The 26195-nt window shown below is 42.1% G+C and carries 19 protein-coding genes; 7 read left to right on the top strand and 12 right to left on the bottom strand.

The genetic code is table 11. The features are described from left to right. Window positions 1-2: 2 nt before the first annotated feature. Genes eboC through HWV58_RS23200 form a run of 4 tightly spaced genes read right to left on the bottom strand, consistent with a single transcriptional unit; the run spans window position 3 to window position 3168 of the window. On the bottom strand, window positions 3-887 hold the full coding sequence (gene eboC / locus HWV58_RS23215; RefSeq protein WP_235972806.1) for a UbiA-like protein EboC: 885 nt from the start codon (window positions 885-887) through the stop codon (window positions 3-5). 4 nt (window positions 888-891) lie between these two features. Continuing rightward, on the bottom strand, window positions 892-1878 hold the full coding sequence (locus HWV58_RS23210; protein ID WP_175636395.1) for a TatD family hydrolase: 987 nt from the start codon (window positions 1876-1878) through the stop codon (window positions 892-894). A 27-nt stretch (window positions 1879-1905) separates the two neighbouring features. Then, on the bottom strand, window positions 1906-2766 hold the full coding sequence (locus HWV58_RS23205) for an EboA domain-containing protein (RefSeq protein ID WP_175636394.1): 861 nt from the start codon (window positions 2764-2766) through the stop codon (window positions 1906-1908). 24 nt (window positions 2767-2790) lie between these two features. Continuing rightward, a complete protein-coding gene (locus HWV58_RS23200; RefSeq protein ID WP_175636393.1) occupies window positions 2791-3168 on the bottom strand; it encodes a transmembrane 220 family protein in 378 nt (125 codons plus the stop codon). 235 nt (window positions 3169-3403) lie between these two features. Between HWV58_RS23200 and HWV58_RS23195 the strand changes: the two genes are divergently transcribed. Further along, window positions 3404-5284, top strand: coding sequence for a gamma-glutamyltransferase family protein (locus HWV58_RS23195; RefSeq protein WP_175636392.1), 1881 nt, complete (start codon window positions 3404-3406; stop codon window positions 5282-5284). 2 nt (window positions 5285-5286) lie between these two features. Here HWV58_RS23195 and HWV58_RS23190 read toward each other — a convergent pair whose 3' ends face one another. The 4 genes from HWV58_RS23190 to HWV58_RS23175 form a co-directional block, all read right to left on the bottom strand. Next, window positions 5287-5769, bottom strand: coding sequence for a hypothetical protein (locus HWV58_RS23190; RefSeq protein WP_175636391.1), 483 nt, complete (start codon window positions 5767-5769; stop codon window positions 5287-5289). A 345-nt stretch (window positions 5770-6114) separates the two neighbouring features. Continuing rightward, on the bottom strand, window positions 6115-7203 hold the full coding sequence (locus HWV58_RS23185; RefSeq protein WP_175636390.1) for an acyltransferase family protein: 1089 nt from the start codon (window positions 7201-7203) through the stop codon (window positions 6115-6117). 124 nt (window positions 7204-7327) lie between these two features. Continuing rightward, on the bottom strand, window positions 7328-7939 hold the full coding sequence (locus HWV58_RS23180; protein ID WP_175636389.1) for a hypothetical protein: 612 nt from the start codon (window positions 7937-7939) through the stop codon (window positions 7328-7330). 15 nt (window positions 7940-7954) lie between these two features. Continuing rightward, the gene (locus HWV58_RS23175; RefSeq protein ID WP_235972805.1) at window positions 7955-8704 is read right to left on the bottom strand and encodes an AAA family ATPase; all 750 of its coding nucleotides are present in this window, start codon (window positions 8702-8704) and stop codon (window positions 7955-7957) included. Window positions 8705-8887: 183 nt separating this feature from the next. Here HWV58_RS23175 and HWV58_RS23170 point away from each other — a divergent pair, with 183 nt between their 5' ends. Then, window positions 8888-9784 carry a LysR family transcriptional regulator gene (locus tag HWV58_RS23170; protein WP_175636388.1) on the top strand — a complete coding sequence of 299 codons (897 nt, stop codon included), beginning with the start codon at window positions 8888-8890 and terminating at the stop codon, window positions 9782-9784. A 70-nt stretch (window positions 9785-9854) separates the two neighbouring features. Beyond that, window positions 9855-10805, top strand: a complete 951-nt coding sequence (locus tag HWV58_RS23165; protein ID WP_175636387.1) for a YeiH family protein — start codon at window positions 9855-9857, stop codon at window positions 10803-10805. A 541-nt stretch (window positions 10806-11346) separates the two neighbouring features. Here HWV58_RS23165 and katG read toward each other — a convergent pair. Then, entirely contained in the window at window positions 11347-13614 is a 2268-nt protein-coding gene (gene katG, locus HWV58_RS23160) for a catalase/peroxidase HPI (RefSeq protein WP_175636386.1), read from the bottom strand. Between the two features lie 350 nt (window positions 13615-13964). Here katG and HWV58_RS23155 point away from each other — a divergent pair, with 350 nt between their 5' ends. Both HWV58_RS23155 and HWV58_RS23150 read left to right on the top strand, forming a co-directional pair. Next, window positions 13965-14654 (top strand): DUF4397 domain-containing protein, encoded by a 690-nt coding sequence (locus HWV58_RS23155; RefSeq protein ID WP_175636385.1) that lies wholly within the window; start codon window positions 13965-13967, stop codon window positions 14652-14654. A 289-nt stretch (window positions 14655-14943) separates the two neighbouring features. Then, entirely contained in the window at window positions 14944-17580 is a 2637-nt protein-coding gene (locus HWV58_RS23150; protein WP_175636384.1) for a TonB-dependent receptor, read from the top strand. 107 nt (window positions 17581-17687) lie between these two features. Here the strand turns inward: HWV58_RS23150 and ku are convergent, their stop codons facing one another. Together ku and ligD are read right to left on the bottom strand one after the other, a co-directional pair. After that, window positions 17688-18458 carry a non-homologous end joining protein Ku gene (gene ku, locus HWV58_RS23145; protein WP_175636383.1) on the bottom strand — a complete coding sequence of 257 codons (771 nt, stop codon included), beginning with the start codon at window positions 18456-18458 and terminating at the stop codon, window positions 17688-17690. Between the two features lie 396 nt (window positions 18459-18854). Continuing rightward, window positions 18855-21548, bottom strand: coding sequence for a DNA ligase D (ligD, locus tag HWV58_RS23140; protein WP_175636412.1), 2694 nt, complete (start codon window positions 21546-21548; stop codon window positions 18855-18857). A gap of 654 nt (window positions 21549-22202) precedes the next feature. On the opposite strand from ligD, the gene HWV58_RS23135 reads away from it, so the two are divergent. Together HWV58_RS23135 and HWV58_RS23130 are read left to right on the top strand one after the other, a co-directional pair. Then, window positions 22203-24632 carry a sugar-binding domain-containing protein gene (locus tag HWV58_RS23135; protein ID WP_175636382.1) on the top strand — a complete coding sequence of 810 codons (2430 nt, stop codon included), beginning with the start codon at window positions 22203-22205 and terminating at the stop codon, window positions 24630-24632. A gap of 146 nt (window positions 24633-24778) precedes the next feature. Further along, a complete protein-coding gene (locus HWV58_RS23130) occupies window positions 24779-25147 on the top strand; it encodes a response regulator transcription factor (RefSeq protein WP_175636381.1) in 369 nt (122 codons plus the stop codon). Between the two features lie 16 nt (window positions 25148-25163). On the opposite strand, the gene HWV58_RS23125 is transcribed toward HWV58_RS23130, so the two are convergent. Beyond that, window positions 25164-26195: a tellurite resistance/C4-dicarboxylate transporter family protein gene (locus HWV58_RS23125; protein ID WP_175636380.1), complete on the bottom strand. Its 1032-nt coding sequence runs from the start codon at window positions 26193-26195 to the stop codon at window positions 25164-25166.

Here is a 26195-nt window from a genome sequence, read left to right as displayed (position 1 = left end):
GATCAGGTTACGGCAAATAATTTAGAGAGCCACATCGAAACGGGTAGCAATGCCGCAATTACAAAAGCGAGGATCAATGCATCGAAAGTTACTGCCCAGGCGGCATCCATCAAAATTAAGGATATTACACCAGCTTTAACCGCTGCACCAATGTTTTTACCAATTGGTTGCTTAATGGCTTTTAACAATGGTTTAAAAATCATAAAGGCAAAAGGCAATAAAAACAGCAGCGACCACCATAACCTGTCGTTAATAAAAGCAAAATAAGCAATGGCACAGATTACGATGCCATATAACAAAGCAGCCATGTATAAATTCTTAGCCGTACCGCCATGCACCTCTCCACGACTTGTCATCGTGATCGAGAAAATATAAATTACCGGAATAATGGCCAGGTAATAGTGACTGTAAAGCATTTCGGGTACTATACTTAAGCCTAACAAAAGGTTAAAACCACGGCATAGCCCCATGTTTAAAGGTCCAAAAAACGAATGATGCTTGCCAAATTTATTGTAAAGCAAAGCAAATATAGCGACCAAAATCGCTAACGTGCCTGATTCTACACTGTTCAAAAAAGCCAGACCAATAGCTGCCAATAATAACAGGCTGCCCAAAAGTGTGGCATTTTGCAGGCTAATAATTCCACTTGGAATAGCCCTTTCCGGACGTTCTATCTTATCCAATTCGGCATCAAAAACATCGTTAAAAACAATACCTCCTGCGTAAAGGCAGGCAGTAGATGCGCATAAATAAAAAACAGATAACCATGGAACGACAAAACCCGCAGTTAAAATACCGGAAATAGCAATACCAGCTAAAATATCGGCTACCGAAGTAACCACATTTGCCGGGCGCATAATGCGCAGGTAAACGATTATTTTTTTCAAGGTACTAGCTAATGATTATTGATGATTTATCTGTACGTGGTTGTTGTCCGCCACGTAAAATGGTATTGCCTTCAAATTTTACAGATTGATCGATACTTTGTGGCGCATTAAAATCAGCTTCATCAATCTGTCCGCTTTGGGCAAAGGCTGTAATGGCATTGCGGTAGGTTACCAGTTCGATAGCTTCGTTGCTTAAACCACGCATTTTCATTAAAGCTGCAGTTTTAGGCACAGCAAGCGGATCGCTGATCCCCCAATCGGCGGCTGAGTTAACCATAATGCGTTCAGGACCATATTGTTTTACAATCTCGACCATACGTTCGTTACCCATTTTGGTAAAAGGATAAATGGTAAAAGCAGCAAAAAAACCTCTGTCTAATACTTCTTTTACGGTTTCTTCATTGTTGTGATCGATAATGATGCTGTAAGGATCTAATCCGTGCTCAATAGCAATATCCATGCTGCGTTGCGTACCTTTTTTCTTATCGCGGTGCGGCGTGTGGATTTGCACCGGAAGGCCAGCTTCTTTTGCCAGTTCCAACTGCAACCTGTAATATTTTTCTTCTGCAGCAGTCTGGTCATCAAAGCCTATTTCGCCAATCCCTACCACACCTTCTTTATAAATAAACAGTGGCAAAATTTCCATTACCTGCTCCGACAGACTTTCGTTGTTGGCCTCTCTCGAATTTAAACCAATGGTGCAATAATGTTTAATGCCAAACTGCGATGAACGGAACCTTTCCCAACCGATTAAACTGCTGTAATAATCCCTGAAGCTATCTAAGCCTGTACGTGGCTGCCCCAGCCAAAATGCAGGTTCTATTAATGCAACTACTCCGGCATCGGCCATCGCCTGGTAATCGTCGGTTGTTCTGGAAGTCATGTGAACATGTGGATCGAAGAATTTCATGCCACTTACCACACTAATATCAAACGCTTCAGGCTCTCCCATCATCGCTTTATCTCTTTCAATTGAATTACTGCAACACATATGTAATCTATATTTTTCTTTCTAATGTTAAAATTTATCCCAGCTTAAACTGCCTTCTGCTAAAACGGCTTTAAGCTCAGGAAAAGTATCAATATAATCTTTTGCCGGTTCATAATCAGAAGCAGCAACTGCCAGTGCAATAGCGCGTTGTTCTACCTGATCGTAATGTTGTAAACCGGTTTTTAATACTTCAAAAATCTCCTCATTGGTAAACTTACCCACCAGGCGCCACAACTGCGGATTTACTTTACGTCCGGCAGCCCAACGTTCTTTAGCATAATCGGTTAACGTTAAAGCCAGTTCAAGGTTATCTCTCTCATCTAAGCCAACAATGAGGTTAATATTTTTCTCGGTAAAGAATGCTTTTAATACCAGCTGGTTCCATGCTGCTTCATCGAGATATTGCGCAGGATAAGGATTGTTTTCCATAATGGCCTCCAATACCGAACCGATATTACTCCGGATTCCTTCGGCACAACGCTTTGCCCAAATGGCCGGAAAAGGTAAAAAAGGAAGCGCTGAGTACAATGCCACAGCTTCGTTCATTTCTGCCGACAAGAATAACTGATCGATAGCAGCATATAACTTATCCTGAGCGGTAGCTGGCAAATTTCCCAATAACCAAACCCTGAAAAGTCTGTCGATACTCCATTGCGATACGTTAGCTAATCCTGCATCTTCCAGTGCCGCTAACTGCAATACTGAAGGCTGAACAATAGCTTTCCCGGTTTTGCGCGGTGCCATTACAAAGGCTTTTCCTAACCCATTTATCTGATCTGGCGTTGCTTCCCAGGCTTCAACCCAGTTCAGTGCCTCGCCGCTTAAGTTGGTTTTAATAATATCCAGTAACAATTTATTTGCTGTTACCACATCACATGCTTTCATCATCACGAAATTTAGGATCAATGCTTTTTAGACGGTGCCCGCGGCTACCAGATAATCGATTAGCAGTGCTCCTGTAATAATCAATAAGCCAAAAAACTCTCTTGTTTGTTCGATATAAGGTTTTGTAGCCTGCATGCTCTCTACCAAACTGGGTCTTTTATATTTCATTACCCAATCGCGAACGCCATCTTTTGCAAAAAACAGAATAGTGGCATAAACAAGATAAAAGGCCATTAAGAACAAATAAACCAAAGGATAGTACAGACCAAAAACAGCTAAACCACAACAAATTGCAGCGCTCATGTAAATAGATACCCAAAGGTAAGGATCTTCATCGTTGAGGTTAACATAAGCGAAACCGATAAAGGATAAACAGAAGATGCTGTTGAGAATTATTAAAAGCATTTGATTTTTAAAAATTTAAATCTAGTTAAATCGTTTTTTTAATACAACCGAAAGGACAAAGTTATTTAAACTCACAGTTTTTTAAACCTAGATTTGTAAAATTATAGTCTCTTTTGGCTTTGGTATAGGCTTGAAGGGCTTAGGCCTGTGATATACAGCCTGCTGACCACATATTGTAACAAACATGTTTGCATTATCTTGCGGGCTTGAATCGGGCTTTTTTTACCTTAGTTTCATGAAAAAGCTTGTTCTGTTTCTTTTATGCGGCATGGTAACTGCACGCACCATGGCCCAGCAAACCCAAAAACCCATGTTATATGGCAGTAATTGGATGGCCATTACCGGAAAACCAATGGCGGCCACTGCCGGATCGATGATTTTCCAGCAAGGGGGTAACGCTGTAGATGCAGCCTGTGCCATGCTGGCCGCTACCTGCACCATGTGGGATACACTAAGCTGGGGAGGTGAAACACAAGCGCTCATCTACAATCCTAAAACGGGCAAAGTAATCGCCATTAACGCCATGGGTATTGCGCCAACAGGTGCAACTGTCGATTTTTTCAGAAGTAAAGGTTATAATTTTCCGCCTGAATATGGTCCGCTGGCAGCCACAACACCTGGTACGCCCGGTGGATTAATTTACATGCTGAGCCAATATGGCACCATGAGCCTTGGGCAGGTATTGGCTCCATCAATGCAGATGGCGGCAGGTTACGCTATAGAAGCGCAGGCAGCCAACAGCATAGAGCGCGATAAAGAACGCATTAAAACCTGGCCATACAGCAAAAAAGTATTTTTAACTCATCCTGGCGAAAAACGCGAAGCACCCGCAGGAGGAGAAATTTTTGTTCAAAAGGACCTGCTTGGCACTTTAACCAAAATGGTTGAAGCCGAAAAAGAAGCCCTGAAAAAAGGGAAAAGCCGCAAAGAGGCTTTAATGGCTGCTTATGATCGTTTTTACAAAGGAGACATTGCCCGTGAGTTTGTAAGGGGCAGCAAAGAACAAGGCGGTTTAATTACCATGGAAGACATGGCCAAATGGAAACCCATTGAAGAAGCGCCCTTAACTACCAATTACAAAGGCATTGAGGTGTACAAACTGCAACAGTGGACACAAGGGCCGATGCTTTTGCAGGCCTTAAATATCCTCGAAAATTTTAACCTGAAAGAAATGGGCTATAACAGTCCGAAATATATCCATACGGTTTACCAGGCAATGAACATGGCCTTTGCCGACCGTGACTTTTACTATGGCGATCCCAATCAGGCACCTACAGAACCCATGAAAGGCTTATTGAGTAAAGATTATGCCAAACAACGTGCATCGTTAATTCAGTTTGAAAAAAACGACGCTAAAATTGGTCCTGGCGACCCATATCCTTTCCATGGACAAAAGAACCCCTACCTTAACCTGCTAAAAAGCCGGGGTTTTGAAATTGATACGACCAAACGCAACTTTGCCCCGAAACATGATTTAGGGAACTATACGCCAAAGGAAGTGTATGAAGACCGCTTATGGAGAGGAACAACTTCTATAGAGGCTGCTGATAAAGAAGGCTGGGTAGTTTCGGTTACACCAAGCGGTGGCTGGTTACCTGCCTGCATTGCCGGCAATACGGGCATTGGCATGAGCCAGCGTATGCAAAGCTTTGTGCTCGACTCTACCCTAAACCCATTTAATGTAGTAGCGCCCGGCAAACGGCCAAGGGTAACCCTATCGCCATCACTATTTTTAAAGGATGGCAAACCCTATGTATCGGCGGCTGTACAAGGTGGCGATACGCAAGATCAGAACCTGTTACAGTTCTTTTTAAATATGGCAGAGTTTGGCATGACGGTGCAAAAGGCAACCGAAGCCGCCAACTTTAACACCAACCAATTGTGGCTTTCGCTGGGTGGAAGCAAAACAGCAGACAGGGCACCAAAAGCCGGACAAATTTTACTCAACAGCAATACGAAAGAAGAAGTACGAACGGCCTTAAAAAATATGGGCTATATACTCAGTTTTGGCGATCGCACCAGCGGGCCTATTAATGCCATTTATTTTGACCGTGAACATGGTACATTATGGGGTGGTTCGAGTAACCATGGCGAAGATTATGGTATTGGCTGGTAGCTTCAATCTTTCCAACCAAAGCTATAGCTTGCTTTAACAGGATGGGCGGTAAGTTCGAAATCTTCGCTAAAATCAGCGTTAAAAAGCTTAAAACTTACCGGCCATTCATCTTTAAGCATAGTAGAAACAAACTTTGAGAATATGGTTACAAAACTTCTGAAACTCACCTCCTCTTTACAAATGATCAGGTACTCATGATCTGATTTAGTAACCACTTCGGCAATTACATTTCCCCAGCGTGATAAGAGCTGCGCAGGGAGCTGATGATAGTGCTGCGATTCGATCATTTTACTGATGCCCTGCAGCAAAGCATCAGAAAGTGGATTGCCACTTAACTGCTGCCATTTACCATTCCACTTTTCTAAACTCCCCAATAGCTCTCCATCTTGTACCAAACGCCATGGCTCGTTCTGCGCAAACTGAATAAGCTGATAATGGCCTGATTTTTCATCATTTTGCGTAAAGAAATAATCTAACTCGATCATAATTATTTTGTAGGGACAAACAAACCTACAAAATAATTACTAAAAATAATAGCATTTCTGCCAGAATCTTTTCTCCCAAAAACGACTAACTTTCAAATTCAATTCATAAATTTCACACTATTGGAAATACTAATATGGTTAGTTTTAGAAAACGAATCTAACTGGTCACGATCCTGCTCAGATCAATGCGTTATTAAAATGACAAAAGCTTAAAAATAATCATTTTATAATTTTTATAATCAATAACTTATGAAGATTAATTAAAACAACAGATAAATATAAAAAAGAGAATCTTTACCAGTCAGAAATTGATATGATGATTAAAAAAGGTGAATATCCAATGGTCTAAGTCCTTTTAAACATAATACTTTTAAGGTATTTCCGCACAGGAAGATCGACAAAAACAAGTATGCCATAGGCCAGCAAAACCAATGCAATTGTTCCTGTAGGGATGAGCCATTGCATAGTTGCCATAGTGGGCTTATTCACTTCGATATAACTTAAAAAGAGCCAAAGAAAAGGGTAATGGATTACATAAAGCGGATAAGAGATATCGCCTGAGAATTTACAGATTTTGGCCAGCTTTGGTTGCAGTGTAGCGCCGGCCCCCAGGGCCACTAAAAAAGGAAAATAAATTATTACCAGAAGCGGATCGATAATGGAATTTGCTTTGGAGAATGGGACAAGAAAAACCGCCAGAAGTAAAATTCCCATTGAAACGAAGCCCAGTTTCGAACGGATAATCCATTTAGAACGGTACACTAAAATTCCGGCGAGGAAAGCATACATAACCCTGATGCCCCCGCCTAAAAAATTATCGCCACCCCACCCTACGCCCAGGTAACCTGCCTTTTGCGCCTCGAAGCCCAGCATTACCGCAGCAATTGCGGTTAGGAACCACAGTACCTTATTGGGCAATTTAATGAGCAACACCGCATAAGCAATGTTGGCAATATACTCCCAAAATAACGACCAGGTTGGCGGATTGAGGTGGAAGAGATTAAAATAACGCTCCTGCACCAGCGGATAAGGCACCATAAAGCATGAAGAAAGAAACATAATAAAGGTTTGTCCAAAGCCATAAACCGCCTGAAGATTACTAAATGGATCGAAAATGAAAGCCAATACACCAATAACGGAACCGATAATTACGAGCGGATGCAGGCGGATGAACCTGAGTTTTAAGAAAGGAATAATACCCAGATCGGCTATTTTGTGATCGTAAGCATAGGCAATAACGAAACCCGAAAGGCAGAAAAAGAAATCGACTGCCAGGTAAGCATGTGCAATAAAGTTGTCTTTGTAGTCGGGAGTAGCAAACTCCATAAAATGAAAAACGACGACCGCTACCGCAGCCAGTCCTCTGAGACCATCTAAAATTTCGAAATGCTGTTTGGTTTTTAACAGGCCGTTTGGTGTAATACTTAAGTTCATTGTGTTGTGTGTTGAACAGCAATGATAATATTTTATCAATTGAACTTAAGGGCAAGGTGCCAAATAGAGACAAAACCAAGAAAGATTGAGATTTTTTAGCTAATCTCAGCATTCAGTAAAAAAGCTAAGCCAACATCTGTGGCACATAGCCGGCAGCGAACATATTTACAAAGGATTTAGGCGTTAATACCGCTATTTTATCCAAAACGGGAAAAGGAACAGGCTCCTCATAACCTGCTGGTGTCCACAGGTACAGTTGTTTATCTTTAACGAGATAAGGATTGTTTTGATAAGACACAAAAGTCCCGTCAGGCAATACATCCAAACTTTCGTGGTAATAAGCTTTCGTTTTATCGGCTGTAATCCTTTCGTTGTGGAGGATATTATCTATTTCGCTTACAGCGGTTTTCATGTTGAACTGATACCCTGGATTACCTTTTAGCCAAAATATTTTAAAACGTTGGTGATCTGCATAGCGGCACTGAAAGCAGGGCCTGTGTCCGGCTGCAAAAGCAGTAGCTTCGTCTAAAAAGAAAAGCTCGGTCCAACGATTGGGTTGCATCACCTCACGGTGCCTGCCCCTAAATTCGAGCACACAGGTTATCCATGCTTTAACTTTAAACTGGCGTACAATTTCTTGAGTGTTGTTGTGGATTACACCACGGTTACCCAGCCAGCTGCCCCTATGCCTGGTTTTAATGATTTCGCCAAATGGATTTACCCGGTTTTGTAACATGCCTGTATTTGAATGCTAATTAACCAGTGTTTGGGTTTCTTCTACCTCACTCAAAGTTGCTTGCAGCTCAAATTCACTGATTAGCGCATCTTTAACCAGGCGATAAGCATGATCTTTGGCTTCGGCAAAGGAAATACCATATTTGCGCTCAATGATCCGGATATGCTCAGGAAAACGCGAAAGCAGTTTATCGTAGTAAGCATCCAACACTCCGTTGCCAGGCATGGTAAAACTTAAGCGAAGCTGAAAACGCCTTAACAAAGCCGGATCGATAAATGATTCGTAATTGGTGGCACAGATTAACAGCGCGTTTTCAGGGAAATAATCAATCATCTGAATCATCGTATTAACCAACCTATGCATTTCGCCCACATCTTTATCGCCTTCGCTCCTGGCCTTACCGATCTGATCAAACTCGTCGAGAAAAAGAACCGCTTTCTCGCGTTTGGCCTTATCGAAAACCATTTTAACATGCTGGGCGGTTTCACCTAAGCGGGCGCTGATTACATTGCTGAGATTAAGCACCAGCAGGTTCTTACCCAGAGCAGCTGCAATGGCTTTAGCAGTAGTGGTTTTACCACAACCCGAGCTACCATGCAACATCACTTTATTATTAACCGGCAATTCGTACTTGCGCAGCTGTTCTATGTAACTATGCTCTCTGATCAGCTGGTTAAGCATGGTTCGGTTATATTCGTCTAAAAACAAATCATTTAACTGGATCTGTTCTTTATCGCTTATAATCAGGTCGGTTATGTTCATCATCCCTTTTAGGTATTATTCGGCTGCAAAAATAAAACATATGCCCGGATTTAATCGTAAACTGTAATCAATGAACTAAGTATTTACATATCTTTAGCATATCAGCCACGCTTTGGGCTAATTTACCTGACTAAATCACATATTTCGTTAATTTAGCGCGTTGCAAAAGCTTAACCCATTTTTTAGATGTTTGACTTTAGACTGAAGGTTTTTTATATCGTTGCCAAGCGGCTTAATTTTACCAGGGCTGCTGAAGAATTATTTATTACACAACCCGCAGTTACCAAGCACATACAGGAGATAGAGGCTTTTTATAAAACCAGGCTTTTCGATCGTAATGGAACGAAAATTAAAATTACCCAGGCTGGCAATATCCTTTTGAAACACGCCGAAGCCCTGATAAACATCCACCGTAACATTGATTTTGAGCTTTCCACACTCGCTAAAAATATCAAAGGAACACTTCGCATGGGGGCGAGTACAACCATTGCCCAATACTTTTTACCCAAATATCTGGCTTCTTTCCGACAACAATTTCCCGATATAATGGTATCGCTCAAATCGAACAACACCGAAGCGATAGAAAACCTGCTGATTGAAAATAAAATTGACCTTGGATTAGTTGAAGGACAATCTAAACGCCCGCACATTAAATATACGCCTTTTGTTCAGGATGAAATTGTACTCTGTACCAGCAATACTAATCCGATGGCCAAAAAAGCCATTATTAGCCTGACTGAACTCCAGAAACTACCCCTGGTTTTGCGCGAGCCGGGTTCTGGTTCGCTTGAAGTAGTGGCTGCTGCGCTGAAAAACGCAGGCTTAAGCTTATCGCAACTTAACAGGGATCTGGAACTGGAAAGTGCCGAAAGTATAAAGGCTTACCTCCTTAATACAACTGCTTTCGCTTTCCTTTCTATCCACGCCATACTCAAAGAGCTTAAAAGCGGTGAACTAAAAGTGGTTGATGTTAAAGGACTCGATATTACACGTGTATTCTATTTCATTACACAGCAGGGCGATACACCCGACTTGCAGGAAATTTTCATCAAACATCTCACCTCTCATAACTTTAAGTTATAAGATATAGCAATTATTCATTTCTAAACGCTTTCTTACTTGTCCATCTTTGTGGTGTAAAAACAACAAAATCATGGATAACAAAATATTGAATAAATCGGTCACAGTTAGGGAAATCATCTTTTTTGCTTTTCTCTTGTTGTGTTTGATGCCCTTTGTCTCTCCTCCCGTAGCACTTTTAATGGGAATTGTTGTGGCACAATCTATCGGCCATCCTTTTTTACACCTTAACCACAAGGCTACACATATCCTGCTCCAATTTTCGGTTGTTGGGCTTGGTTTTGGCATGAATGTAGATTCAGCCTTGCAGGCAGGCAAAAGTGGTTTTACCTTTACCATCTTATCTATCTTAACCACACTGGTTATGGGCTATCTACTGGGCAGGCTTTTAAAGGTAGACCGCAAATCGTCTTTTCTCATTACAGTAGGCACAGCCATTTGTGGCGGTAGCGCCATTGCGGCTATCTCACCGGTAATTAAAGCTCAGGAAAAACAAATCAGTGTTGCCTTAGGTACTATTTTTATTCTCAATGCCTTTGCTTTATTTATTTTCCCGCTGATCGGCCAAAGTCTGCACCTCTCGCAGCAACAATTTGGGATTTGGAGTGCGATTGCCATTCAGGATACCAGCTCGGTAGTTGGCGCGGCCAGCAAATACGGCGCTGAAGCTTTGCAAATTGCCACCACGGTTAAGTTAACCAGGGCCTTATGGATTATTCCAATTGCTATACTTAGCTCGTTGTTGTTCAGGAATAAGGGGGCTAAAATCAAAATCCCCTACTTTATTGCTTTGTTTGTACTGGCTATTGTGTTGAATACGTATTTGCCTTTTGTAAAAATTATTGGAAGCCAAATCGTACAGCTTTCTAAAGTTGGTTTAACACTTACTTTGTTTCTGATTGGCTCGGGGTTATCAAGAGAGGTATTTACTTCAGTTGGTTTTAAACCCATTTTGCAAGGACTGGTTTTATGGGTATTGATTTCGGTACCGGCGTTGTTAGCAGTGATGTATTTGTTGGGTTAAGTTTTTTGGGGATCATCATTGCCGCGAAAGCGGTCCTTATTGCTAATTGTTTATTTTTTTTTTTTACCACCTAAGACATATAAGGGCATTTAACTTTCCGGATCATCATTCCCACGAAAGCGGGAATCTTAATGCTAATTGCTTAAGTTATTTTTCACCACCTAAGACATTTAAGGGCATTTAGATTTACAGGACGCTTATCTGCTTTTATGGTTAAGAAAAGTGAGCTAGCATTGTTTAACGATATTATTCAACTCACCTACCATTGACTGCCACAATAGAAGAATCGTCATTTCGACTGGAGCAAGCCAGTTTTTCACTGGCAGCGGAATGGAGAAATCTATAGAGACAGATTTAGCTTCGCTGAGCACTGCGTGGTTCTCGACTACGTTGCACTCCGCTCGAAATGACGACTCCGAAGGGGCTGTCACTAATAGTGATTTTTATGAAATAAATTAACCCACAGGATGACAATGAAGTGAGATAAAAAAAGGATTGCCCCATGCAGCAATCCTTCAGTATTTAAGACTAATAAAAACTGTTAAGCCAGATCAAAACGATCTAAATTCATCACTTTGGTCCAGGCGGCTACAAAGTCTTTAACAAATTTCTGCTGCCCATCGGTGCTGGCATAAACTTCGGCAATTGCCCTTAGTTCTGCATTTGAGCCAAATACCAGGTCGGCACGAGTAGCTGTCCATTTGGGTTGTCCGCTTTGGCGGCTGCTACCAATATACAGTTCCCTATCCTCAGAAGTGGCTTTCCAGGCCGTATTCATATCCAACAGGTTCACAAAGAAATCGTTACTTAACTGACCTGGATTTTGCGTGAATACACCATGCTTAGCACCATCAAAGTTGATATCCAACACACGCAAACCACCAATTAGCACAGTTAATTCGGGTGCTGTTAAAGTTAATAAATGCGCCTTATCAATCAACAGCTCTTCTGTAGCCACAGGTACCCTTGGGTTGCGGTAGTTACGGAAACCATCGGCAGCCGGCTCTAAATAGCCAAACGATTCTACATCGGTTTGCTCTTGTGAAGCATCCATCCGCCCTGCAGCAAATGGAACATTAACGCTATTGTTTGTGGCACGCTCTACTCCTAAATTACCAGCCAGTACGATTAAATCGGCCAAAGAAATCCGCTTATTCTCTGTTTGACCTGCATTAAAATCTTGCTGAATATTCTCCAAAACGCCCAATACTTTTTGCAACTGAGTCGGATTATTTACCTTCCAATCTTTTTGTGGTGCTAACCTGATACGACCACCATTAGCGCCACCGCGTTTATCTGAACCACGGAAAGTTGCAGCTGAAGCCCAGGCGGTACCTACCAGCTCAGAGGTAGTAAGACCCGAAGCCAAAATTGTAGATTTTAGTGAAGCAATGTCGCTTTCGTTAACCAAAATGTGGTTTACTGCCGGAATCGGATCTTGCCAAAGCAATTCTTCCTGCGGCACATCGGCACCAAGATAACGCTCGCGCGGCCCCATATCGCGGTGTGTAAGCTTATACCATGCACGCGCGAAGGCATCGGCAAATGAATCAGGATTTTCTAAGAAGCCTCTTGATATTTTTTCGTAAGCCGGATCGAACCTTAATGAAAGATCGGTGGTTAGCATCGTTGGCAAATGTTTCTTTGCACTATCGTACGCATCGGGGATAATCGCTTCGGCATTTTTAGCTACCCACTGGTGTGCACCCGCAGGGCTCTTGGTTAATTCCCATTCATAACCAAATAAGTTTTCGAAGAAGTTATTGCTCCATTTTGTTGGCGTGGTTGTCCAGGTTACTTCCAATCCGCTGGTAATGGTATCTGCGCCCTTACCCGAACCGAAACTACTGCTCCAGCCAAAACCCTGACTGGCAATATCGGCCGCTTCAGGTTCTTTTCCCACATGATCGGCAGAAGCTGCACCATGGGTTTTACCAAAAGTATGGCCGCCTGCAATTAAAGCAACCGTTTCTTCGTCGTTCATGGCCATGCGACCAAAAGTATCGCGAATATCTTTGGCTGCTGCAATTGGATCAGGGTTGCCGTCTGGCCCTTCCGGATTTACATAAATCAAGCCCATTTGTACTGCGGCCAGTGGTTTTTCTAAATTACGCGAATGGATATCACCATCAGCATCATCGTCGGTTACCACTACACCATGTGCTTTATCGGCACCATCAGAGCCATGTGCGTAGCGTAAATCGCCCCCTAACCAGGTTGTTTCAGCACCCCAATAAACCGATTCGTCAGCTTCCCAGGCATCTTCGCGACCACCGGCAAAGCCAAAGGTTTTAAAGCCCATTGATTCTAAAGCAATATTGCCGGCAAGAATCATTAAATCGGCCCATGAAATTTTATTACCATATTTTTGTTTAATTGGCCAAAGTAACCGACGCGCTTTATCTAAACTCACATTATCAGGCCAGCTGTTTAAAGGTGCAAAACGCTGTAATCCGGCTCCTGCGCCACCTCTGCCATCACCCACCCGGTAAGTACCTGCGCTATGCCAGGCCATACGGATAAATAAACCACCATAATGCCCGAAATCTGCAGGCCACCAATCCTGCGAATCAGTCATCAAAGTATGCAGATCACTTTTCACAGCTTCCAGATCTAAGCTTTTAAAAGCCTCGGCGTAATTAAAATCAGGATCAGATGGATTTGATAAAGCTGAATTCTGACGGAGAATATTAAGCTTTAACTGCTTCGGCCACCAGTCGTTATTTCTGGTACCGCCACCACCTACATTGTTTTTCATGCTGCCGTTATGGAACGGGCATTTGCTGATATCGTTCGGGTCTTTTTCCATCTTTTATCTTATGATTTGTTAGTTTAAATTTATGAACTGATATAAAATTAAGGGATTCCTGTCAATAATCACAATCACATAATTCTATGTGCAAATAGTTAAAATCTATTACCCTATGGAAGTGCCTCTGCCTGTACACATTCGCGTAAACCCTTTGGTAAAAGTTTGAAAAAAAAATAGCTGAGCGACCATCAATCCTGCTAATAACTCCATTTAATCCTTTAGCATATCAAATTTAAACCCTAGATAATCAGCCTCTAAAGCTCAAAGAAACCGATACAATCTGATTTCTTGTAGCAAAAAGATTCCAGGGCCCGTTTCTATGGCGAAACAAAATCCCTATCTCTATTATGAAAAAAACAGTAAATTATTTGAAGTACATCCTGGCCATTACCCTGCTAACCCTTAGTTTTGCTGCCTGCAAAAAGGAAAGCAGCACTGATCAACCTGTAGCTACAACTGCTACCCTCTCGTTCAACAACGGCCTCGATCTTACTGGCAAATTCGACTTCTACGTTAATGGCACTAAAAAAGCGAGTCTCGATGCGCTGATCCACAGCGATTACAGCGAAGTACCTGAAGGAAAATCAACAATTAAAGTAAGCAACACAGGTTCGTCGGCTACGCTTGCCAGTACCGATTTTACCCTTACCGCAGGTCGCAATTACTCGGTATTTATCTGCGGTACAGCAAGCGCTCCCACGCTTGTTTTAATAGAAGATAACCTTAATGTACCGGTAAAAGACAGTGGAAAAATCCGTTTTGTTAACTTAAGTCAGGGTGCAAAAGGGCTCGATTTAAACGTACGCGGAAAACAGCCCATATTTAGTAACCTGGCTTATAAAAGTTCAACCAACTTCGAAAACATGGCGGTAGCTACCGAGGTAGACTTCGACTTACGCGAAAACGGAAATAATCAGGTGATCAATAGCCTTGAAAAGGTAAAAATCGAAAGTGGTAAAATTTACACCATTATTGCTACCGGCGACAGAAGCGAAAATAGCGCCAATGTTAAAATGACTGTTATTACCAATAAATAACCTTTAATCCCGTCATTTCGATTGGTGTAGAAACGCCAAAAGGATTTCTCCCGCCTGTAAAGGCAGGCGCACCGGTCGAAATGACGATTTATGATACAAGTTTTGATCATTCAATGCTTCATAGTCTTTACATTATCCCCGTAAAAGCCATTGCACATCTCCCCTCGATCCGGCTATTGACCATTGTCTGCTTTATCACATATCCTTTACAGAACAATCGGTAACATGTTGATTACGCGCCACAGCTTTTAAAAGCCTGTAGTGTACCTTTATAGCACACAAATGTATTATGAAGTTTTTTATTAAGTCGGCCTGGCTGCTGCTCCTGCTTGCAGGATTTTGCTCAAACAGCTTTGCCCAAAATTATTCTGTTAAGGGTATCGTGCTCGATACCGCTGGACAGCCTTTACCCGGAGCTGTAGTTAGAATTAAATCGAAAACCGATAGCGTTGGCATCTCAGCCAATCCGGATGGTAGCTTTATCATTGGCAAAATTAAATCCAAACAGTTTACCTTATCGGCTGCCTTTATTGGCTACGATACCTTTACCAAACAATATCTGATTGAAAAAGGAAACAGCCTTACTATCGAAAACATTAAACTAAAGCCATCTTCCAATACGCTCGATGCCGTGGTGATATCGGGTGTACCCCCGGTAAAAGTAACAGAAGATACGGTGAGTTTTAATGCCAAAGCCTTTCCGGTGAGAGAAGGTGATGCTGTAGACGAAGTACTTAAAAAGCTGCCCGGCGTAAAAGTAGATAAAGATGGAAATGTAACCAGTCAGGGATCGCCCATAACCAAAATACGGGTTAACGGAAAAGATTTCTTCGGAACGGATGTGGCAACTGCCATTAAAAACCTTCCGGCCGATATTATTAAAAACCTGCAGTTTATTGATGACTATGGTGATCAGGCTAAATTAACCGGCATTAAAACCGGCGAACCCGAGAAAATCCTGAACCTAACCATCCAGGAAGATAAAAAGAAAGGCTATTTTGCCCGTGCTTCGGCGGGTGTGGGTAATGCCGACCGCTATAATACCAGCCTTAGAGGTAACAGCATGAAAGGCGAAAGACAACTTTCGTTTGATGCAACCTCAGCCAATGCCAATATGCGTGGCGGTGGAGGCGATGGGGTAACAACCAGAAATGCAGCGGGCTTAAACTTCAAAAATGAGTTTAGCCCCAAACTTTCGCTTGATGCCGGTTATAATTTCAACAACGATCGTAATAATACCATCAGCACTACTTACACGCAGAACTTTTTGCAAGATGCGGGGCAAAACATCAATCGCATTGAAGATGCACAAAACAACAATAAGAGCGATAACTATAGTCACTGGATGGGTGGTAACCTCGAGTATAAAATCGATACGATGAACTACCTGAAGATTTCGCCAAACTTTAACTATAACACTGGTATAGGCAATAGTACCGGCGGATCGTTGGTTACCCAAGATACGCTGTTTACGCGCCGCGAATCGACCAATGCAAACAGTTCGAGCAGCTTTAGTGCCAAGGCAAATATTTTTTATAACCACAAGTTTGCGAAAAAAGGGCGTAACCTGAGCAGCTGGAGTAACATTAACTACTCTAACGGTGGCAATAACAGAAATGGGTACAACCAGTACATTAATATACAGGGCAGCAAAACTGATTCGTTAATTCAAAACCAATTAAACAATCAGGATAACAATAACTTCGGTTTAAACGTTGGGGCATCGTACATGGAGCCTTTATGGCATAAAACCTTTATCGAGCTTAACTATAGTTGGAACCGTACTTCGACCAACAATACGAAAGAAACCTACGATGTAATGGGTGCTAGCCAGGTTTTCAATTCACAGCTAAGCAACATTTACGATTATCAGTTTGTAACCAACAAAGTTGGTATGAACTACCGTTACATTGGCGAAAAGTTGAATTATACCGTTGGGATTAATGCCCAGCCGGCTGTTTTAACCGGACAGAACCTTAGCCGTAACGTTAAAACCGAGAACCGTACTTTTAACCTGATCCCATCGGGTAGGTTTTCGTATAAATTCTCTAATCAGCAGTCGCTGGATGTAAATTATTGGGGCAGAAATAACCAACCGGGTTTTCTGCAGTTACAACCAATTACCGATAACTCCAACCTGCAGAATGAAATTACCGGAAACCCCGATTTGAAGCCGGAATTTGTACACAGCGTTAACGCCCACTACAAACTGGCCGACTGGAGTGCAGGTAAAGTGATTCTGGCTAATTTCAGATATGAACGAACTGACGACAAAATTGTAACCACCAAAGCACGTGTACCCGGCACTGTAAACCAGTTAACGAGTTACACCAATACCGATGGCTACTACACTATACAAGGCGATTACAACATCAGTAAGCCACTATCGTCTGAACGGAAGTTTACCATCGGGTATTCGGGTTCGGGGCAATTGAACAACAACATTTCTTTTACCGATAATAGCAGGATCGAAGCGAAAAACATTTCGTGGCGACAAGAGCTGGAGTTCAGGGTAGACCTTAAGGATATTACCAATTTCGAGATCGAAACGTCTTATTCTCAAAACCTGACCAGCTACACCAACACCAATTTAAGCAACCGCCAATCGAACCGCTTTGAGTATGGCATTGAAGGCCGTAATTATTTCTTTAAAGACCTAACCCTGGGTTACGATTTCAGCAAGCAGATTAATAATGGATTCGATAACGGAGCCGTTCGCAACCCTACCCTGTTACGTCTGTCGATGGAGTACAAATTTATGAAAAACGATATGGCAGCTATCCGTGTAGAAGGTTTTGATCTTTTTGATCAGAATTCGGGCATTTCGAGAGATGTATTTGATAACGTAATTGTCGACAGGCAGGTAAACCGCCTGGGTCGTTATTTTATGTTATCGTTAATTTACCGGGTACGTAAGTTTGGTTAATTAGCCAGCCAGAACCTGATAGCAATTTTATGTAGCCTGCCTTATGGTAGGCTACAAATGTTTACAGGGAGCTTGTCTAACCAAATTGCATCTCCATGCATTTGGCCTTAGGCTCCTTTTTTAGATCCCAGGCTTTCCATCAACTGATCGTAAAGATCATCGCTAGCTGCCTTTTGTGGTTTCATTTTCTTTACAGTAGCCCGCTTACCTTTGGCCTTGGCTTTAATAATTTTAAGCAGCTCCTCACTATACTCGTCCTTAAATGCACCTAAATCAAATGCCGAGCTGTATTGTTTAATTAAGGCCATACCTACATCCATTTCCTTTTTAGTGATATTGATATCCTCTACCTTATTAATTTCGGATAAGCTCCTGATTTCTTGCTGAAAACGGATTTTAGTGATTACAATTACATTGTCCATCGGGTGAATAACACATAGATTTTCGGTATTGCGCAGCACAAAGCGGGCAACGCCGGCTTTTTTCGATTTCACCAATGCTTTTAACAACAAGGCGTACGCTTTTTTCCCCTGCTTTTCGGGTTCTGAATAGTACGAAGTTTCGTAATATATCGGATTAATATCCTGAATGTCGACAAAATTCTCGAGTTCAATAATCTTCGTTTTTTCAGGAGCCGCTTCTTCCAGATCGTGTTTATCTAAAACAATGTAGCGATCTTTCAGGAAGTAACCTTTCACAATTTTATCAAAGGGCACCTCTTTATGTGTTTTTTCGTTAACGCGCAAAAACCTGATTTTCTCATGGTCGCGTTCATCAAGCATATCCAAATCTAAATGACTGTTTTGTACGCCAGAAAATAACTTAACGGGGATATTAACCAGCCCAAATCCAATTGAACCTTTCCAGATCGATCTCATAACTATATTTTAAGCTTCAATACTAACAGTCAGGCGAAGCCGATTGTTTTGAGTTGTGGGTTAGCTACGTTTCGGTCGGTGCGGACACCAACCGATAGCGTTTATCTCATACGATCGTCTTCCTGAACTTGTTTCAGGAACTCTTATTTTCATCTACTGGTCGATGTCCGCACCAACCAGCTTTCTGCATCAGGTTCGGTAGCTAAACATCCGATCTGGCAGAGGTTCAGCATACCGCACAGGCGAGGCCAATTGCTTTGAGCTGTGGATCAGCTACAGATTATCTGTTTCGGTCGGTGCGGACACCAACCGATAGCGTTGATCTACTGGTCGGTGTCCGCACCGACCAGCTTTCTGCATCAGGTTCGGTAGCTAAACATCCGACTTGGCAGAAGTTCAGCATACCGCACCAGGGCCAACTTTAGCTTTCTGAATGGCTTTTTTCAGATCAATCCCCTTGCCCAGCACACCTTTAAAAAGATCGCCTTTTTCCTTTAATCTGGCCATGGTATTAAAAATGGTAAAATCTTTCATCTTTAAGCCTGGTTTTACCTCATCCCATGCTAATGGCATGGAAACAGTTGCGCCGGGCTTTGGCCTTACCGAATATGGTCCTGCAATGGTTGCGCCTGGCCGGTTTTGTAAAAAATCGAGATACATTTTCCCTTTCCTGGCCGCTATACTGCGCTTAAGCGTCGTAAATTCGGGCAAAGCAGCATGAACAGCCTCTACAACAATGCGGGCAAAAAGCTGAGTTTGCTCATAGGTGTACTTCGCTCCCATCGGAATATAGATGTGAATGCCCGTCGACCCAGAGGTTTTAGGATAACTGGGCACATCGATGGCATCCAGCACTTCCTTTACCTGCAACGCTGCAACAATAACCTGGTCAAAATCCTGTTGATCGGGATCGAGATCAATCACACAATAATCAGGATAATCGGGCTTTTTAGCCCGCGAAAACCAGGGATTGATTTCAATACAACCTAACGATACCATCCATAAAAGCGTAGCCAGATCGTTGCCCAGCAGGTATTCCTTTTTCTCGCCATCGCCAGTTGAGTAAGGAAAAGTTTTTGCCCAGTCGGGTGCCTTGCCTTTAACATCTTTCTGGTAAAATGGCTTGCCTTTTATCCCGCCCGGAAAACGGTTTAACGATTGCGGCCTATCTTTTAAATATGGCAACATGTATTCGGCAACATCGGCATAATAATTTAACAAATCGCGCTTGGTTATCCCCTCACCAGGCCAGTAAACTTTAGAAAGGTGATTAAACTCGAGGGTTTTCCCTTTTATTCTTATTTCCTGTCTGTCTCCTTTAGCATTCAACAATCCGCTTGAATCCATTTTTGATATCTCTTTGTTTACTATTTTTTTATCATCATCTTTTTCAATAATATCTTCAGTAGGTTCTGCTTCTTCTCTTACTACTTCTTTAGCCTTTTTATCTTCGCGCATACCTTTAAATGAGGGATGCCTGAACACACCTTCACTGGTAATTTCGGTAAACTCAACTTCAGCAACCAGTTCGGCTTTCATCCAGGTTATCGCTGCATCAGGCTGCATCCATTGAAATCTAGAACGCTTATTAACATCCGGAACAACTTCGAACGGACTCTTCTTGCTTATGTAGCGCTCGAACATTTTCATCATCTGTTTTTGTTGCTGATCAGAAAATCCTGTACCTACCTTGCCGGCAAAACTTAGTTTCCCTTTTTTGTAAACGGCCAGTATAAGCGAACTGAAAGATTTGGAAGTAGCCTTGTTTTTGGTAAAACCTGCAATAATCACCTCCTGTCTTTTGCTGATTTTTATTTTGAGCCAGTCTTTAGACCGATTGTTTAGGGTATAAACAGAAGATTTACGTTTGGCTATAATTCCTTCCAGCCCTATCTTTTCGGCAGCCTTAAAAAACTCAATTCCACTGGTATCAAATACTTTAGAAAGACGGATACTATCGTTGGTTTGAGGCAATATCTCCTTCAATATAGTCTGTCGTTCTACTAAAGTGAGTCCGGTAAGGTCTTTACCATTGTACCACAAAATATCGAAAACGCAATAAATCAGTGTCCCGTCGGCTTCATTTCTCCAGTTTTGAAGCTGGCCAAAGTTCGAAATGCCTTTATCATTCAATACCAGCACCTCGCCATCTAAAACCGCATTGATTTTCAACGATTTCAGCAGTTCGTAAATGGGATAGAATTTTTCGTTAAATGATTTTTTATTTCTCGAAAGCAGCTCTACTTTATCCTTGTTTAAAAAAGCAAGCGCCCGGTAACCATCCCATTTCACTTCATATTGCCAGTCTTCATCATCAAAAGCGCTATCAACCAAAGTGGCCAGCATGGGTTTTATGTTTTTCAGTATAGCCGATTTAGGAGCATTGCGGAGTAGTTTGGCAACATCAGGTGCTGCATTCTGCCCCTCATCCCTGCCCTTTTTATTTTTAACAACTTTAGCTAATTTATCAGTGCTCAGCTTTTGCTCCTTCCCCGATTTCCATACTTTCTCACTGGTTTCTTCCATTACTGCCAGGGTTTTTCCCGACAGTACAGATCCATCCTGCTTAGTAATGTCCTTTTTAGAAGCATACTCGTCATCATGTTTAATCAGCAGCCAGGCATTCTCTCCCATGCCTTTGGTTTTTACCAACGCAAACTCCCCATTTAATTTCTGACCATGCAAACGCACTTTAACCGAACCTTTAGCCAGCTCTTTAAGCAAATTATTCTCCTGTGCTTTCTTTCCTTTAATATCGGTGATGGTTTCGTACCAGCCCTGATCCCAAACAATCACAGTTCCGCCACCATATTCTCCTTTTGGAATAATCCCTTCAAAATTGCGGTAATCGAAAGGATGATCTTCTACCATCATGGCCAGGTGTTTAATCTTAGGATCGAGCGATGGACCTTTGGGTACTGCCCAGCTTTTCAAAACACCGCCCATCTCCAGTCGGAAATCGTAATGGAGTCTGGAAGCGTCGTGCTTTTGCACCACAAACATCAGCCTTTTACTATCTTTGCTTATTCCAGCCTTAGGCTCAGTGGTCTTTTTAAAATCCCGTTTTTGATTGTAGGCCTGTAAACTCATCGTTTTTTGTTTAAACCAAATGTTAAATGCCATTAAACTGAAACGGCTATTAAAGAAACCTTTACCACAAATAATGGTTTTTAAAATCTGGTAATTGAGGCTAAGGAAAGTGCAAAATCGTGTGTGTAGCTTAAGTCAGGATTTAAGCTTACGAATTTTTTTTACTCTTTTTTGCTCTTTTTTCGTAAAATGTCTTTTTAATGTCATCTGAAGTTTATATCTTGAAAACCTAAACTAAAAACTTCATGGATGACAGAACCAACCTAATCATCGGCGTATTCTCACTACTTTCTGGTTTCGGTATTTTGATCGAATTACTTCGTAACAAAGGCCGAGAAAGGCGGTTTTAAGTTTAAAGGGCCGAATAGATTTTTTTATTCGGCTCAAAAAACATCAAAGTTTAAACACCGATCTGCTCATCTCTGGTTCAGAACTTCTCCTCTCTCTTAAAAACAGCAGCACATTAAAGGCTGTAATCCATTCAATACAAACAGCTCCGCTGGATATCTTCTTCATTTTTCAAATAAATCAACTGTACATTCATTAACCAGCTGATTGCTGCAAATAGCCAGATTGTATTTCAAATTTTAAACGTACATACAACGCTTATTATTTGTATCTTCATGCCTTAACCATGTATAAACCCATTTTACAATGAAAAGATATGCTTATCCAGGTCTTCATTATCCGGCTGTAATCGTTTTGTTGATGCTTATAGCGCTAAAATCAAGTGCACAGCAAGCTTTTAACGGCGATAAGCAGCTTTTTGATTATGGATGGAAATTTAATCTGGCAGATAAATCAGCTAACTTCAGTGCGGCTGAACTGGATGACCAAAACTGGCGTACGCTCGATTTGCCACACGACTGGAGCATTGAAGGTAAGATAGATGCAAAAAATCCAATGGGCAATGACGGCGGATACTTTCCGGCAGGCATAGGCTGGTACCGAAAAGCCTTCTCGTTACCCGCTAACTGGAAAAACAAAAAGATAGCTGTTTATTTTGAAGGAGTTTACATGAATGCGGAGGTTTTTATAAATGGCAAATCGCTTGGTGTTTACCTTTACGGATATTCTTCATTTAGCTACGATCTGAGTCCGTATTTGAAATACGGCACTAAAAATACCATAGCGGTGCGTGTAGATAATGCGCAACAAAAAAATTCGCGCTGGTATAGCGGCTCAGGGATTTATCGCCACGTATGGCTCATGAGTAATGATCCTGTACATTTCGATCAATGGGGTGTTTTTGTCACCACTCCTGCAGTAAGCACCAAAAAAGCTACTGTTCGGGTTGAGGCCAGGTTAAATAACGATACCGACCAGTCAAAAAATGTAGCCGTATCCATTTCAATTTACGATAAAAGCCACCGCAAAGCTGCAACCAAAACAGTACAGGTTAAGCTTCAACCGCGTAGTTCAAACAGCATAACCGAAAATTTGGCACTGAATAAGCCACTTTTGTGGGATATAAAAACACCAAACCTGTATGATGCAATAGTTGAGATTAAGGATAATAAAAAACTATTAGACAAAGAAGTACAAAATTTTGGCATCCGCTCTATACGGTTCAGCCCAACCAAAGGATTTGAGCTGAACGGGAAAACCATCAAGCTAAATGGTGGTTGTGTACACCACGATAATGGAAGCCTGGGTGCAGCAGCATTTGACCGCGCTGAGGAAAGAAAGGCAGAACTACTGAAGGCAGCAGGATTTAACGCTGTGCGTACTTCCCATAACCCACCTTCGCCGGCTTTTTTAGATGCCTGCGATAAGCTTGGTCTTTTGGTTATTGATGAGGCGTTTGACGGATGGCGCACCGGAAAAAACAAATATGACTATGCTTTATATTTTAACGATTGGTCTGAACGCGATATTGCGGCAATGGTTAAACGCGATCGCAACCACCCCGCCATCATTATCTGGAGCATTGGCAATGAAATTATTGAGCGAAAGGAAGCCCAGGCAGTTGAAACAGCCAAACTACTATCATCCTATGTAAAGAAACATGATCAGACCAGGCCAGTAACTTCGGCGATGACCACCTGGGATAAAGATTGGGAAATGTTTGATCCGCTAATGGCAGCCCACGATGTGGCCGGATATAACTACCAGCTGCACCATGCCACAGCAGACCATAAGCGGGTGCCCTCGCGCATCATTGTACAAACCGAATCCTATCCGAGAGATGCTTTTGCCAACTGGGAGCTGGTACAGCAAAACAATTATATCATCGGCGACTTTGTCTGGACTGCCATGGACTACCTTGGCGAATCCGGAATTGGACGTTATTTTTACCCAGGCGAACTGGCAGGACAACATTGGGAGCGTGATTTATTTCCCTGGCATGGTGCTTATTGTGGAGATATTGATTTAACTGGCTGGAGAAAGCCAATTTCGCACTACCGAAGCATGTTATACAATGACAACGAAAAAATTTACATGGCTGTAAGAGAGCCGAATCCGGCTAATGGCTCGATTAAAGAAACCATGTGGTCGGTTTGGCCAACATGGGAAAGCTGGACCTGGCCAGGTTACGAGGGCAAGGAAATACAGATAGAAGTTTACAGCAAATACCCTGCTGTACGACTGTACCTCAATAACAAGTTAATTGGAGAACAAGCAACAACGGTAAACCAACAATTTAAAGCAACATTCCCCCTCGCCTATCAGCCAGGCCAGTTAAAAGCTGTGGGGCTACTAAATGGACAAGAAAAAGAAGCGGTTATTTTAAACACCAGCGGTCAGGCTGCACAGATAAAACTAAAGGCCGATCGAAAAAAGCTTTACGCAAATGCGCAGGACCTTTCTTTTGTTACGGTAGAAATAGTAGATAAGCAAGGAAATATCAGGCCGGATGCAGAACATAACTTAACTTTTAAATTATCCGGACCTGCAAGCATTGTGGCTACAGATAATGCCAATCTTAAAGACATTACACCTTACACGGCTAAGGAAAGAAAAGCCTGGAACGGCCGTGCATTGGTAGTTTTGAAAAGTTCGGCTAAAGCAGGCGACATTAAACTGGAGGTAAGTTCGCCAGGACTTCCAGATGCCTGGTTAACATTAACCTCGATCAAATAAAGGGCGTAAATTAAAGCATATTGTATTAGCAGCGAGTAAATTATATTGCCCAAAAATTGGTTTTGTAAGCTTATTTTGGCTATATTGTAATATCCTTAAAATATTCCCGCCGGACGTATGGGATCTATCTTTTTCGGAGGACTACCATGAAAAGGATATATCTTCACGAACCAGATGTTGCTATTTTTGAAATCATAAGCCTCATATTATCTGAGGAAGGTTGCGAGGTAAAAACGCTTCCATACTGGGATGGTGATCTGGCTACAGCAGTAGTAAGCTATGCTCCCGATCTGATTATTATGGATTGTTTTCAGGATCTTCTGAGGCCTGCGCGGTTGTGCAGGGTTATCCGAACTTTATGCCCTCATACCACGCTCATTGCGTCGAGTTGTAATCCCGACATCGACCTTACTTACCGAAAAATGGGCTTTAATAACTACTTGCGCAAACCTTTTGATATTGCCAGACTTACCACCATGGTTAACCGCTACCTGCCTCAGACCGCAAATTGCTAAACTGTAAGTTTTGCAATTAACCTTTTTGAGCTGAATTAAACAGTTTTCGCAAAAAACCAGTCATTACCACAGCCCATGCAGCTACCGCAAACAAACAGAAACAGGTAGAAATAAAAGGCAGAAAGCTAATATGGAGCACCTCGTTTAACCTGAATGTGCTTACCGAATACATACCGATAGGAAAAACCAGCGACCAGTAACCCGGATCGTAGCCCTGGGCAGTAAGCGGAACTTTAACCTTTTTGATTACATGTTTCCAAACACCCAGCAATAGCAATAAAGGAATCCACCAGGTACCTGCAGCCCAAAAAAGCACAACTATTCCTTTTAAATAAGGCGTAATTTCGGCAATTACCGGCAATACTCCTGCAAAATGCATTAACATACAACCTGCCAGTACCGTTATGGCTGTTGCGCCCATGTTAATCCAGTAAGGAGCGCCCAATTCGGCCGCATGAAGTTCGAAGAAAGACATGCGGTAAATAATCAGCGACATGATATACAAATAGAATAAAGCGCCAACAGAGAAAAAACACAACGAAATGAAAATTAAGTTTTCGTCTCCCCGGGCAATTAGCGTGGTTAAACCCGATATCGCCTGAAGCGCAACTACAAAAAGCAGCCAGCCTCCGTTTATGCCATCTTTTAAGCTTTTCTTTTGATGGGCAACCGTAAGGCTGAAGAAAAGTCCATAAGCAAGAAACAACCAAACTGCACCAGCAAAAGACAGCAAAATGATTGCGATTACGGGATCGAAACCTATTAAAACAAACTGATTGCCCACAATGCAACAGGCAGCTATAATGGTTAAAAAACCTGGTCCCCGTTCGTAACTATGAAAATCGGCCTTTATGTCGGTGTAAAACCGAACAAAACGGTAAATGTTAGCGGCAATCAATGCGCTAAAAATACTTAGATTTAAAAGCAGGAAAATTTTAGCCAGCAGAGGCCATCCCTGTAAAGAAAAGCCTATGCCAATTATACCTGTAGCCATTACCATCGAGAAATAAGCCGGTGGCATTTCTTTTATCCGTTGTGCTAAACCCAT

Source organism: Pedobacter ghigonis (assembly GCF_903166585.1).
Classification (GTDB): Bacteria; Bacteroidota; Bacteroidia; order Sphingobacteriales; family Sphingobacteriaceae; genus Pedobacter; species Pedobacter ghigonis.
Note: the sequence above shows the minus strand (reverse complement) of the source record. Positions and strands in the feature narration are given on the sequence as shown.